We start from the raw sequence: 13,005 nt of genomic DNA, 5'->3' as shown, positions 1-13,005 counted from the left end.
CCTTCCCCGCAAGTTAATCCGGATTTACAGTGGTCCCATGTCTTCCAGACCGCGTGCCGAGAGCGCCGCGATGCACCGGGTCGTGCGCGAGGGAGCCATCCTGGCCGGCGGGGCGCGGGCGATCCTGCTCCAGATCGCCGTACCGGGGGTCGGGCGGGGCGTCCACGAGCACAGCGACTTCGCCTACCGGCCGGTGGACCGGCTGCGCACCACGCTGACCTACGTCTACTGCATGACCTACGGCACCGACGAGGAGGTCCGCACGGTCACCCGGCTGGTCAACCGGGTGCACGGCAAGGTGCGGGGACCGGGCTACCGGGCGATCGACCCCGAGTTGCAGCTCTGGGTCGCCGCGACCCTCTACGACACCGCGACGCTGCTCCACGAACGCCTCTTCGGGCCCCTCGACGAGGAGACCGCGGACCGCGTCTACCAGGAGTACGCGGTGCTCGGGACCGCGCTGCAGGTGCCGCCCGAGCTGTGGCCCGCCGATCGCGCCGCGTTCCGCGCGTACTGGGACGACATGGTGGCCACCACCGAGGTCACCGACGACGCCCGCGCGGTCGCGCACGACCTGCTGCACCCGTCGGTGGCGCCGTGGTGGGTGCGGCTCTCGATGCCGCTGCTGCGGTTCCTCACCGCGGGCATGCTCCCGCCCCGGCTGCGCGCCGAGTTCGGGCTGACGTGGGACCGGCGCAGGCAGCGCCGCTACGACGCGCTGTTCGCGGTCGCCGCCCGGATCTACCCGAAGCTGCCGCCCGCGCTGCGGGAGGCGCCCAAGGAACACTACCTGCGGCAGATGCGCCGCCTGATCGCGCGGGGACGGGAACCGATCTCCGCCGCGTGACCCCGGACCCGCGGAGGACGACGATGAAGCGCTTCGACCGGCTGGAGCACATCCTCAGCCTCGACCCGGACGACGACTGCGAGACGATCTACCGGCTGCTCGCCGAGCTCGAATTCCCCTGGGACATCACCAGGGCGCTCGAACTGGCGCTGTTCCGCACCTACGCGGTGCCCAGCATCGGCCGGCTGCTCGACCGCACCGGGCAGTTCACCGGCTGCCCGCAGCGCCGGTACGACGACACGGTGCTGGTGCTCTACGAGATCTTCCACGGCGGCGCGGGCAGCGAGCGCGGCGCGGCGGCGCTGGCGCAGCTCAACACCATCCACGGCGCCTACCGGATCAGCAACGACGACTACCTCTACACCTTGGCGACCTTCGTCGTGGTGCCGGTGCGCTGGCTGGCCGAATTCGGCTGGCGGGAGCTGCACCCGCGCGAGGTGCGCGCGATGACCAACACGATGCGCCGGCTCGGCGACGGCATGGGCCTGCACGACGTCCCCGCCGACTACGCGGAGTTCGAGCGGCTGCTCGACGACTACGAGCGCGACCGCTTCGGGTTCGACCCCGGCGGGCGGCGGGTCGCCGACGCGACCCTCGACCTGCTCGCCTCCTGGTACCCGCGACCGCTGGCACCGCTGGCCCGGCGGGTGCCGCGGCTGCTGATGGACCCGCACCTGCTGGAGGCGCTGGGGCTGCCGGTCCCGGCGCCTCGGCCGCGGGCGCTGGCCCGGGCGGCGCTGCGGCTGCGCGCCGGGCTGGTGCGGTTGGGGCCGCCCCGGTCCGCGCAGCGCCCGGTGCGGCCCGAACCGCCCTCCTACCCCGACGGCTACCGGATCGACGAGCTCGGTCCGAGCGCGGTGCGGCGCGGCCGTTCCGGGCGGGAGCACGCGGTCACACCAGCCTGATGTCGTCGACCAGCCAGCGGTCCCCCTCCCGCTGCAAGGTCATCCGCATCCGGGTCCGGTCGATGCGGGGTTCGGGGCTGTTCAGGTTGGTGATCTTCTGGTCGACGAACAGCGCCACCACGGCCCGTTCCCCGGTCATCTCCACCAGCCCGGCTTCGAGGACGAACCCCTCCGACTTCGCCTGCTGCTGCCGGATCAGCTCGGTGAGCGCGGTGCTGATCCGCTCGTACTGCTCGGCGAACCGTCCGCTGGCGTTGGCCGACACCTTCTGGAAGTTGCGCTCCAGCGCGGTGTGGTCGTACGAGGACAGGTCGACGGCGTAGCGCCGCGCGGCTCCCAGGACGGCACCGCGCTGCCCCTCGGCGACCTGCGCCTGCCGCACCTGGAAGCCGAGGAGGCCGACCGCGCCGAGCAGCGCGAGCAGCACCACCGCGACGGCGATCGTCCTCGGGCGCACCCGCCTGCGACCCCTCGCGGGGCCCGGACCGGCGAGCGCCCCCTCAGGCGCGGCTTCCTCGCGCTGGGTTTCCTCGTGCTGGGGTTCGTCGTGTTGGGGTTCGTCGCTGCGCGGCTCCACCGCGTCCTGGTCCGGCACTGGTGCCATCGGGGCCTCCTCGCTTCACTGGGTGCCGTGCAGGGGGATCGCGTACCAGGGGTTCGGCCCGAGCAGCGGGCTTCCCCCGGCGAGCCGGAAGCCCGCCGCGGTCTCGCCGGTGACCGGGTCGTAGGTGGTGGTCGCCGGTCGGGGCGCGTTGGCGGCGCCGCGCTGGCCGACCCCGGGCCGGTCGCCCGGGCAGTGCCAGTCCAGCCGGGGCTCGCGGGGGCCGGTTTCGGTCGGCGAGCGCCGTTCGGTGCCCGAGTAGCACACCGGCCCCTGGGCGCCGACCAGGTAGAAGTCGGCGGTGCCGCCGTGCACGATGCCGCCGAGGGCGCCGAGGGTCTCCGGGAAGACGGTGATCGCGTGCTCCAGCGCCGGGGTGCGCATGCTGACGATCTGGCCGGTGGTGACGAGGTTGCCGAGCAGGGTGGTCAGCGCGGGCTCGTTCTCGGCGAGCAGTCCGGTGATCCGCCGGGCGGTGCCGGGTGCGGCTTGGGCGAGGTGCCGGAGCGCCGGCTCGTGCTCCCGGAGGCTCCCGGTCACCGCGCGCAGGTCGGCCGCCAGCCCCCGCAGCCGGTCGCCGCCCGCGCCGTCCGGCCCGGCCAGGGTCCGGGTCCCGTCGGCCAACCGCTCCAGCTGCGGCCGCCTGCGCTGGAGCTCGGCCACCAGCGCCGAAGTGTTGTCCAGGACGCGGGCGAGTTCCGGTCCCGCGTCGGCGAACCCGGTGGCCAGCGCCGTGGCGACGACGTCCAGGTCCTGCTCGTCGAGTCCGGCGCCGAGCTCGGCCGCGGCGGCGAGGACCTCGTGCAGCGGCGGCGGGACGGCGGTGCGCTGGAGCACGCCGCCGTCCCGCAGGAACGGCGGGTCGGCGTCGGCGGGTTGCAGGTCGAGGTGCCGCACCGCCATCGGGGTGTCGGCGCTGACCACGGCGCGGGCGTCGGCGGGGATGCGCTGCCGCGGGTCCAGCACCAGGTCGAGCACCACCTCCTCGCCGTCGAGCCGGACGTCGGCGACCTCGCCGACCTGGACGCCCCGGTAGGTCACCTGCGAGGTCACCGCGAGACCGGCGCTGTCGGGCATCCGGACCTGGACCCGCAGCGGGTCGCGGGCGTCGTGCGGTCCGAGCACCGTGGTGGCGACGTAGTGCACGCACCCGAGGCTGACCGCCGCGAACAGCAGGACCTGGAGCAGCGCCAGCGGATTCCTCATGCGCCACCGCCCAGCACCCGGCCCAGCGGGTTGTCCGGTGGCACCGGCGTCGGGCTGCCGGGGGCGAACAGCTCCGCGATGCTGCCGGGCACGTCGACGGTGCCGTTGAACAGCACGTAGTCGCCGGGGGTGGCCTGCTGGAACAGCCGGGCGAACTCCTGGAGCCCGGTGAGGGTTTCGCCGAGGGTGCCCTCGAAGGTCCGCAGGTCGGCCAGCACCGGGCGCAGCGCTTCGACCTGGCGCGCCACCGAGTCCGCCGACGCCGCGACGAGCCGGTCGGCCGCGCCGCTGAGCTCGGCGGTCCCGGCCAGCAGCGCGCCGAACCGGTCGCGTTCGGCCACCAGTCCCTCGACCACCGGCCGGAGCCGTTCGGCGGACTCGCCGATCGCCGCGCGGCTCGCGGCGAGCCTGCCGGAGGCCGCGTGGATCGAGTCGAGGGCGGCAATGATCCGGCCGCGCTGGTCGTCCAGGGTCACCAGCACCGAGCGCAGTTCGCCCAGCAGGGTGCGGACCTGGCCCTCCCGGCCCGCGAGGGCGTCGTTGAGCTCGGTGACGACGGTGCGGGCCTGGTCGATGCCCGCGCCGTTGAGCATCGTGCCGAGCGCCGCGAGGGTGTCCTCGACCGCCGGTCCGCGGCTGGTGCGGTCCACGCCGAGCACCGCCCCGTCGGCCAGCGGTGGCCGGCGGGACGCGCCCGCCGGGGCTTCCAGCACGACCTGCTCCTCGCCGAGCGCGGAGCTGAGCTCCAGCCGCGCCGTGGTGTCCGCGGGCAACCGCACGTCGGCGCGCACCTCCAGTCGCACCACCGCGCGGAAGTCCCGCGCCCGCACCTCGGCGACCCGGCCCACCACCTGCGGGCCCCGGCGCACCACGCCGCCGACCGGGAGCCGCCCGGCATCGGTGAACACGGCGGTGATCCGCTTCGTCGGCCCGCCCGGCGAGGTGCCCACGTCCAGCGCGTGCAGGCTGAGCCCGCAGCCGCCGGTGGTCAGGGCGGCACCGGCCACCGCCGCGGCGAGCAGCGCCCTGGTCGCGGTCATCGGCCACCTCCGGTGAGCAGCGGGGAGTCCAGCTCCGGCGGGAACGGGATCGGGTTGACCAGGCCGGGGCCCGAGCACAGCGGCACCGGGAATCGCTCGCACAGGCGGGCGGTGGTGTCGAACTGGCTGAGGTTGGTGGAGATGTTCAGCCGCAGCCGCATCCGCTCGTCGGGCGTGATGGTGCGGCCCAGGTTGTCCAGCGCCAGCGGCAGGGTGTCGACGGCCTCGGTGAGCGAGCGCCGGTGCTCGGCCAGGGTCGTGCTCAGCCCCGCGAGCTGGTCGAGGTCCCCGGAGAGCCGCCCGCCGTGGCGCTCCAGCAGCCGGTCGACCTCGACCAGCAATCGGGACATGCCCTCCAGCGCGGCGCCCAGCTCGTCGCGCTGGTCGGCGAGTTCCGCCCCGGCGTCGGCGGCCGCGGCGCTGAGCGAGTCGATGGCGTGCTGGTTGTCCACCAGGACGCCGACCAGCCGGTCCAGGTCGTCGAGCACCGCGCCGATGTCGTCGTCGGCGGCCACCACCAGGTCGGTGGCGCGGGCGAGCCCGGAGATCGCGGCGCGGATGTCGGGGCCGCGCCCCTCCACCGCCCGCGCCGTGGTGTCCAGCAGCGCGCCCAGCCCGTCGCCGCCCGCGGGCTCGAAGGCGCGCAGGAGCTCCGCGATGGCGGCGCTGAACCGGTCCCAGCGGATCGGCGCGTGCGTCCGTTCCAGGGGGATCACCGCGCCGTCGCGCAGCAGCGGGCCGTCGCGGTGGGTCGGGCCGAGCTCCACGTAGCGGTCGCTGATCACCGCCGGGGTCATGATGTGGGCGTGCGCGTCGGCGGGCAGCTCGGTCTCCGGCGGCACGGTCATGGTGATCCGCACCGCGGCACCGCGCGGTCGCACCGACTCCACCACGCCGATCGGCACGCCCAGCACCGCGACCCGGTTGCCGGGGAAGATGCCGTCGGCGAAGGCGAAATCCGCCGACACCCGCAGGGCCTGCGCCGGTCGCAGCACGTACCAGCCGCCCGCCACCACCAGGACCAGCACGCAGCACGCGGCCGCGATCCGGGTCGTCATCGGCATCCCTCCAGCAGTCCCGCGACGCACAGCAGGTTGTCCGGGATCGGACCGGCGGGCGCGGACACGTCGCCCCACGGCCCGTTCCCGGTGGCGTTGGCGATGTAGCGCGAGGTGGGCCCCAACCGGCGCACCACCTCGGCGAGCGACCCGTCGATGCGCGCCAGCGAGTCGGTCAGCACGTCCAGCTCGGCGAGCAGCGCGTCGATCTCGGCGCGGTCGGTGTGCAGCAGCCCGGCCAGCACGTCGGTCACCCGCGCCACGTCGGCGATCAGCGACCGGATCACCGCGCGCCGCTGCTCCAGCACCTCGGCGAGGGACCGCGCGTCGCCGAGCAGCCGCACCAGCACGTCCTGCTGCTCGACCAGCGATCCGGTCAGCGACCGGGTGCCGCTGAGCAGGTCCCGGATCCGGCCCTCGCGCTCGTCGAGCGCCCTGGTGGCCTCGGCGATCCCGGTGAGCGCGTCCCCGAGCAGCGCGGGGTCCTCCGGGGCGACCTCGGTGAGCGTGCCGATCATCCGCCGGACGGCCGCCAGGTCCAGTTCCTCGGTGGTCCCGGCCGCGTCGGCCTGCAACCGGTCCAGCCGGTACGGGACGGTGGTGCGCTCCAGCGGGATGGTCTCCAGCCGGTCGCGCCCGGCGGGGGTGACGTCGACGTAGCGGGCGCCGAGGACGGTGCGCAGCTCGATCGCCGCGGTCGTCCGGTCGCCCAGCGGTTGCCCCCGGTCCAGCCGGAACTCCACCCGCACCCGGTCGTCGGCCAGCGCGACGTCGGTGACCCGCCCCGCGGGCACGCCCGCCACGGTGACCGGGTCGCCCGCCGCGAGCCCGGCCGCGTTGGCGAACTCCGCGGCGTAGGCGCGGGTGCGCGAGGCGAACGAGAGCTGCGGTGCGAGCACGGCCACCACCAGCACCGCGATCAGCGCCAGCGCCCCCAGGGCGCCGCGTCCACCGGTCATCGGCACACCTCCGAGTGCGGTCCGCCACCGAGGTCCACCTGGATCCCGCCCACCTGCACGCCCAGGTTGCAGAGGTAGACGTTGGCCCAGGAGCCGTAGTCGGTGGCGCGGTTGAGTGCGTGCAGCAGCCCCGGCAGCTCCCGCGCGGTGGCCTCCAGCTCCCCTTGGTGGTCCACCAGCGTCGAGGTCACCGCCCGGGCCGAGGCGAGGTCCCGGCTCAGCCCGGGTCCGACGTCGTCGACCAGTTCGGCCAGCGAGCGGGCCAGGCCCGAACCGCTGTCGAGCGCCTCGGCGATCAGCTCGCGGTCCTCGGCGGCCGACGCGGTCAGCTCGCCGAGCCCCCGCACCAGCACCTCCAGGTCCTCGCGGTGCTGGTCCACTTCGGTCAGGACCTGGGTGAGGTGGGTGATGGTCTCGCCGATCACCGCGTCCCGCTCGGCGACCGCGGAGGTCAGCGACACCACCCTGGCGAGCAGGTCGCCGACGGTGGCCGATTCGCCCTGGAACACGGCGACCACGTGCTCGGCGAGCTGGTTGACCTCGACCGGGTCGATCGCGTCGAACAACGGCTTGAACCCGTTGAGCAGGGCGGTGAGGTCGACCGGCGGCCGGGTGCGCTCGACGGGGATGACGGCACCGCTCGGCAGCGGTGGACCACCGGTGCCCCGGGTCAGCGCGAGGTGGCGCCCGCCGAGCAGGTCGGTGTAGCGGACCGCGAGCACGGCCCCGCGCGGGACCGGTTGCGCCGCCGCCACCTCGAAGGTGACCCGCGCGCGGCCCGCCGCCAGCCCCACCTCCCGGACCTGGCCGACGCGGGCGCCGGCGACCGACACGTCGCTGCCCGGCAGCAGACCGCCCACGTCGGCGAACACGGCGTGGTAGGTCCGGGTCTCGCCCACCGGCGGCCGGGTGATCGTGTTGACCACCACGACCCCGGAGAGCACCGAGATCGCGGTGAACAGGGCCAGTCCGACCAGTCGCGCTCTCACGGCACCACCACCTCGGTCCCCCGCACCAGCGGTGCCAGCAGCACGCCCAGCAGGTCCGGCGACGGCTCCGGCGGTGGTGGCCCGGGCCGTGACTCCCCGGGCCGGGGCGGCGCCGGGGGCGGCAGCAGCGGCGCGAGGCGGCGCATCGCGTCCCGCTCGGCGGGTCCGCCCACCGGACCGATCGACGCCGGCTCGGTCGACGTCGGCTCGGCGCAGTTCGGCCCGTCCAGCCCCGGGTAGCGCGGGCAGTCCGCGGCGTCGTAGGGGTGCGGGTCGTCCAGCGTCACCGCCGCGCGGATCCGGAAGAAGCCGGTGGCGAACGCGCGGTTGGCACCGTCGAGGAACCGGTCCATCCCGCGCCGGGCGTCGCTGAAGGCGGTGGGGTGCTCGGCGAGCACCTCGACGATCGGTTCGGTGCTGCGGACCAGCCGGATGGCCTGCTCGGCGTGGGCGTCCAGGAACCGCCGCGACGCGCCGGTCGTCGCGAGCCCGGCGGAGAGCAGCTCGTCGATCGCCCCGGGCCCGGCCAGCGGTCCGCTGAGCACGGTCGCGTCCTCCATCGCCGCGAGCAGGTCGGGGGCCGCTTCGGCCAGGTCCGCGCCCAGCTCGGCGACGGTCGCCAGGTCCGCGCCCAACCGGGCCAGCACCGGTGCGGACGCCGCGGCCTGGTCGAGGACCTCGCCGAGCCGTTCGCCCCGGCCCGCCAGCGCTTCGGCCAGCGCGGCGAGCGCCACCTGGAGTTCGGCGGGTTCCAGCGCGACGAGGAGCCGGTGCGCCCGGGAGTAGAGGTCGTAGAGCCGGATCGTCGGCGTCGAGGTGTCCGGCTCCAGCCGGGCTCCGGCGGTGAGCGTGCCGCCGGTCGGCGTCCCGGGGACGAGGTCGAGGTACTGGTCGCCGAACAGGGTGCGCGGCAGCAGCCGCACCCGGACCCCGGCGGGGATGTCGTCGAGGTGCCGGGGGTCGATCCGCAGGAGCAGGTCGGCGCCGCCGGGGCCCGCCCGCACCTCCGCGACCTCGCCGACCCGGACCCCGCGGTGCTGCACCGCGGAGCGGGCGCGCACCGGACCGGCGTCGGCGGGCAGGCGCGCGGTCACCGCGGGCGCGGTGTCGAGCGTGCCGACCACGACCGCGCCCGCGCCGCCGAGCAGCACCACGAGCACCGCCGCGATCCCCCGCAGGGCCAGCGCGGTGCGCCTGCGCCCGATCACCCGCTCGGCGGCCACGGCCTACAACCCCAGACCGGGCAGGTCGGGCCGCACGCCCCAGAACACCAGGGACAGCACCACGTCGGCGAGCGCGATGGCGACGATGCTGGTGCGCAGCGCCGCCCCCGCCGCCTTGCCGACGCCCTCCGGTCCACCGCTGGCGTAGTAGCCGTGCGCGCAGTGCACCAGCGTCACGATCATCGCGAAGATCACCGCCTTGAGCAGCGAGAGCAGCACGTCCTGCGGCGTGAGCAGCAGTTGGAAGTAGTAGTCGTAGGTGCCCTGGGAGTCGCCGTTGAGCACCACCACCGCGACCTCGGTGGCGATGTAGGAGGCGAACAGGCCCACCAGGTACAGCGGGACGACCGAGACGAAGGCCGCCGCCATCCGGGTGCTGACCAGGTACGGCAGCGACCGCACGCCCATCGTCTCCAGCGCGTCGATCTCGTCGGAGACGCGCATGGTCCCCAGCTGCGCGGTGAACCCGGTGCCCACCTTGGCGGCCAGGGCGATGCTGGCCACGATCGGCGCGATCTCCCGGGTGTTGATCAGGGCGCCCATCAGGCCGGTCATCGGGGACAGCCCGAGCAGTTCCAGCCCGCGGTAGCCCTCCAGCCCCACCTGGGTGCTGGCCACGAACGACATCGCGAACACCACGCCGACGGTGCCGCCACCGGCCAGCAGCGACGCCGAGCCGAAGCTGATCTCGCCGATGAGCCTGCCGACCTCGCGCCAGTACCGCAGCACCACGCCCGGGATCGCCGCGACGGCCTTGACGCAGAAGGTGGCGTGCAGCCCCAGCACGGCCACCCGGTCCACCGCGGCGGCGCCGCGTCCGCGCCGCGCCATCAGAACTCGCCCTTCGCGGGCACCAGGACGGCGTAGAGCTCGCTGATCGCGGTGTTGGCGACGAAGACGAGGATGAAGGCCAGCACCACCGCCTCGTTGACCGCGGTGGCCACACCGCCCGGACCCCCGCCGACCCGCAGCCCCTTGAAGCAGCAGGCCAGCGCCGCCAGCGCGGCGAAGGCCGCCGCCTTGACCAGGGCGACCGCGAAGTCCGGCGCCCGCGAGTACTGCACGAAGGTGGCCAGGAAGGTCCCCGGGCTGGCGCCGAGCAGGCCGGTCTGGAACAGGAAGGTGGTGCCGATGCCGACCAGCATCACCAGGCACGCCAGCAGGACGGTGGTCAGGACCGCCGCCAGCACCCGGGGCACCACCAGGCGTTCCACCACCGGCACCCCCATCACCTCCAGCGCGGCGACCTCCTCGCGGAGGGTGCGGGCGCCGAGGTCCGCGCACATCGCCGACCCGCCGACGCCGGAGATCATCAGCGCGCACACCAGCGGGGCGGCCTGGCCGACGACGATGAACGCGACGACCGCGCCGGTGTAGCCCTCGGCGCCGAGCTGCCCGGCCAGCGAACCGACGTTGAGCGCGACGAGGACGCCGAGCGGGACGGTCACCAGCAGCGCCGGACCGGTCGTCACCGCGACGAGGAACCACGCCTGGCCGAGGAATTCCCGCCACCACGGGCCGCGCGCGGTGCGCAGGGCGCGGGGCACGGCCAGTGCGGTGCGCACCGCGAAGTCCAGCAGCGCGCCCACCTGCGCCAGGGCATCGGCCAGCGGGCCGCGATGCGTCGGCGTCGCTCGGCTCATCCGCGCACTCCTCATCGTCGAGGCCGGTGCTGTCCGATCCATAACGAGTGTTGCGTACCATTCGTTACGGGCACAAGGATTCGGGCACGAATGCGGGAGTGCGATGCCGAAGCAGATCCGGGACGAGCAGCGCCGCCAGGACCTCGTCGAAGCAGCTCGGCGGCTGGTGGCCGCGCACGGTCTGCGCGCCACCACGCTGCGGGCGGTCGCGGCGGAGGCGGGCGTGACCACCGGCGCGGTCACCCACTACTTCGAGGACAAGGGCGCCGTGCTGGACGCGGTGCTGCGCCACAACAACGCGCTGGCGCTCGCGCGCACCGAGAAGGCGGTCGGGCGGCTGCGCGGGCTCACCGCCGCGCACCGGCACGCGCTCGCGCTGCTGCCCACCGGCGCCGAGGGCATGGCGATCTGGCGGGTCTGGCTGGCGTTCTGGGTGGAAGCCGACGCCCCGTCCGGGCTCACGACGGGCTGGGACGAGTGGCGCCGGTCGCTCGGCGCGCTGCTCGCCCAGGCCGTCGCCGACGGCGAGCTCCCGGGGACGACGGACCTGCGCTACGAGGCCGAGCGGATCGGCACCCTGATCGCCGGGATCGGGCTGGTCTACGGCACCGCGCGCACGTCCCGGCAGGGGCCGTCCCGCCGGGGCAAGCGGTTGCTCGACGACCACTTCACCGCGCTCACCGCGATGGCCCCGGCGCCGTAGTCCGCGATCAGACGAGGTCCTCGGCGGCGACCGGCCCGCCGTCGACGAGGACCTCCAGCAGCGGCAGCACCTCCGGGGCCGGGTCCCCGTCGAGGTGGCGGAGGTAGGCGGTGGCGACCAGCAGCTTGCGGTAGCCCAGCCCGGTGCGGGCCTCGTGGTCGGCCTGCTCCAGCAGCAGCGCGGCCATCAGCGTGGTCGCCGCGCGGGTGGTGAACCCGCCGCAAGCGGCCTGGGCGTGCTCCTCGCCGCCGGACAGCAGGGCCGCGCCCTCGGCGCGCAACCGCGCCACCGCGGGCAGCAGCCGCTCGGCGGCCGCGGCCACGTGCGGATCGGCGAGTCCGGCGAGCTTGTCCCGGGCGGTGTCGGCGAGCAGCTCGTGCGCGGCGTCCTTGCGCACGCAGCGCAGCACGTCCAGCGCGATGACGTTGCTGGAACCCTCCCAGATCGAGCCGAGGTGGGCGTCGCGCACCAGCCTCGGGTTGATCCAGTCCTCGATGTAGCCGTTGCCGCCGCGCACCTCCATCGCCTCGCCGGTCACCGTGCGCGCCGCCTTGCACAGGTGGTGCTTGGCGATCGGGGTGAGCACCCGGATCAGCCGCCGCGCCCGCTCGTCCCCGGCGTCGGCGCGGTCGAGCTCCGCGGCGGCCTCCAGCACCAGGCCCAGACCGGCTTCGGCGACCAGCAGCATCGGCAGCAGGGTGGCGCGCATCAGCGGCTGGTCGAACAGCGGGGCGCCGAAGGCCACCCGCTCCCGGGTGTGGGCGGTGGATTCGTGCACCGCCCGCCGCATCAGCGCCACGGCGCGCATCGCGTTGGACAGCCGGGAGACGTTGACCATCTCGGCCATCTGGAGGAACCCGCGGGAGAGCTCGCCGACCGGCGTCGCGACGGCGTCCTCCAGGGTCACCTCGCCGCTGGCCATCGACCGGCTGCCCATCTTGTCCTTGAGCCGGTCGATGCGGATGCCGTTGCGGCCACCGCCCGGCCGCCGCTTCGGGACCAGGAACATGCCGAGACCGCGCGTTCCGGACGCGCCGCCGGGGACGCGCGCCAGGGTGAGCACGACGTCGGCGTCGACGTTGGAGGCGAACCACTTCCGGCCGCGCAGCACCCAGCGCCCGTCCCGGCGCACCGCCTCGGTGGCGGTGCGCCCGACGTCGCTGCCGCCCTGCTGCTCGGTCATGAACATCGCCCCGGTGCGCAGGTCCGGGTACCGGGTGGCGGTGAGCCCGTCGATCTCGGCGCCGAACTCGCCGCCGCCGAAGCGGCGCAACACCCGGGCCGCCGAGTCGGTCATCGACACCGGGCAGAACAGCCCGAACTCGGCCTGCACGAACACGTAGGACAGGGCGTACTTCACCACGTGCGGCACCGGCGTCGGCCAGCCGTGCACGCCGCTGCGGTGCGACATCGCGGCGAACCCGAAGCGCTCGAAGGCCAGCCGGGACATCTCGGCGTAGGCGGGGTGGTACCGCACCTCGTCGATGCGCTCGCCGCGCGGGTCGTACTGCCGCAGCTCCGGCGGGTTCGCCTCGGCCACCGCGGCCAGCTCGTCGAGTTCCCCGGCGGCCACCGCGCCGACGTCGCGCAGCACCGGTTCCACCCGCGCCACGTCGGCGTAGCGGGCCAGCAGCGGTCGCAGCGCCGGGTCCGGATCGGCGAAGTTCATGGTGGCAGCCCTTTCCCGCGTCGTTCCGGGAACGCACGCTTCCACCGCGGGACGCGAGCTGTCCAATACGGAATCGGGGCCGGGGTGAGAGCTTCGCCGACTCAATCGGCCGGACGCGCCCGGCAGCGGTGGACGCCGTACGGTGGGGGACGACGACGCCGT

General features: G+C 74.9%; 13 protein-coding genes. 3 read left to right on the top strand and 10 right to left on the bottom strand.

Going from position 1 to position 13,005, the window contains the following annotated elements; genetic code table 11:
- The first annotated feature begins 37 nt into the window (after nt 1-37).
- Both ABD976_RS20770 and ABD976_RS20765 read left to right on the top strand, forming a co-directional pair.
- Nucleotides 38-847, top strand: a complete 810-nt coding sequence (locus ABD976_RS20770) for an oxygenase MpaB family protein (protein ID WP_345365729.1) — start codon at nt 38-40, stop codon at nt 845-847.
- Between the two features lie 23 nt (nt 848-870).
- A complete protein-coding gene (locus ABD976_RS20765; RefSeq protein ID WP_345365727.1) occupies nt 871-1,752 on the top strand; it encodes an oxygenase MpaB family protein in 882 nt (293 codons plus the stop codon).
- Here the strand turns inward: ABD976_RS20765 and ABD976_RS20760 are convergent.
- From ABD976_RS20760 to ABD976_RS20720, 9 genes are read right to left on the bottom strand one after another with little or no spacing between them, the layout of a single operon-like run.
- A complete protein-coding gene (locus ABD976_RS20760) occupies nt 1,739-2,356 on the bottom strand; it encodes a hypothetical protein (RefSeq protein ID WP_345365725.1) in 618 nt (205 codons plus the stop codon). The two genes, ABD976_RS20765 and ABD976_RS20760, sit on opposite strands and share 14 nt — an antisense overlap.
- Nucleotides 2,357-2,371: 15 nt before the next feature.
- Nucleotides 2,372-3,559, bottom strand: a complete 1,188-nt coding sequence (locus tag ABD976_RS20755) for an MCE family protein (protein ID WP_345365723.1) — start codon at nt 3,557-3,559, stop codon at nt 2,372-2,374.
- Entirely contained in the window at nt 3,556-4,599 is a 1,044-nt protein-coding gene (locus tag ABD976_RS20750; RefSeq protein WP_345365721.1) for an MCE family protein, read from the bottom strand. The genes ABD976_RS20755 and ABD976_RS20750 overlap by 4 nt, the downstream gene beginning before the upstream one ends.
- On the bottom strand, nt 4,596-5,657 hold the full coding sequence (locus ABD976_RS20745) for an MCE family protein (protein ID WP_345365718.1): 1,062 nt from the start codon (nt 5,655-5,657) through the stop codon (nt 4,596-4,598). Before ABD976_RS20745 ends, ABD976_RS20750 begins: the two co-directional genes overlap by 4 nt.
- Nucleotides 5,654-6,616: an MCE family protein gene (locus ABD976_RS20740; RefSeq protein ID WP_345365717.1), complete on the bottom strand. Its 963-nt coding sequence runs from the start codon at nt 6,614-6,616 to the stop codon at nt 5,654-5,656. Before ABD976_RS20740 ends, ABD976_RS20745 begins: the two co-directional genes overlap by 4 nt.
- Nucleotides 6,613-7,605 carry an MCE family protein gene (locus ABD976_RS20735; protein ID WP_345365716.1) on the bottom strand — a complete coding sequence of 331 codons (993 nt, stop codon included), beginning with the start codon at nt 7,603-7,605 and terminating at the stop codon, nt 6,613-6,615. Before ABD976_RS20735 ends, ABD976_RS20740 begins: the two co-directional genes overlap by 4 nt.
- Complete coding sequence (locus ABD976_RS20730) at nt 7,602-8,828, bottom strand: MCE family protein (RefSeq protein ID WP_345365715.1); 1,227 nt, start codon at nt 8,826-8,828, stop codon at nt 7,602-7,604. Before ABD976_RS20730 ends, ABD976_RS20735 begins: the two co-directional genes overlap by 4 nt.
- Nucleotides 8,829-8,831: 3 nt before the next feature.
- Nucleotides 8,832-9,659 (bottom strand): MlaE family ABC transporter permease, encoded by an 828-nt coding sequence (locus ABD976_RS20725; protein WP_345365714.1) that lies wholly within the window; start codon nt 9,657-9,659, stop codon nt 8,832-8,834.
- Entirely contained in the window at nt 9,659-10,471 is an 813-nt protein-coding gene (locus ABD976_RS20720; RefSeq protein WP_345365712.1) for an MlaE family ABC transporter permease, read from the bottom strand. The genes ABD976_RS20725 and ABD976_RS20720 overlap by 1 nt, the downstream gene beginning before the upstream one ends.
- 103 nt (nt 10,472-10,574) lie before the next feature.
- On the opposite strand from ABD976_RS20720, the gene ABD976_RS20715 reads away from it, so the two are divergent.
- Nucleotides 10,575-11,174, top strand: coding sequence for a TetR/AcrR family transcriptional regulator (locus ABD976_RS20715; protein ID WP_345365710.1), 600 nt, complete (start codon nt 10,575-10,577; stop codon nt 11,172-11,174).
- 7 nt (nt 11,175-11,181) lie between these two features.
- Here ABD976_RS20715 and ABD976_RS20710 read toward each other — a convergent pair whose 3' ends face one another.
- On the bottom strand, nt 11,182-12,843 hold the full coding sequence (locus ABD976_RS20710) for an acyl-CoA dehydrogenase family protein (protein ID WP_345365708.1): 1,662 nt from the start codon (nt 12,841-12,843) through the stop codon (nt 11,182-11,184).
- Nucleotides 12,844-13,005: the final 162 nt, after the last annotated feature.

Origin of the sequence: Saccharopolyspora cebuensis (assembly GCF_039542665.1) — a bacterium.
In the GTDB taxonomy this organism is placed as follows: domain Bacteria; phylum Actinomycetota; class Actinomycetes; order Mycobacteriales; family Pseudonocardiaceae; genus Saccharopolyspora; species Saccharopolyspora cebuensis.
The sequence above is the reverse complement of the archived record's forward strand: the minus strand, read 5'-3'. Positions and strand labels throughout refer to the sequence as shown.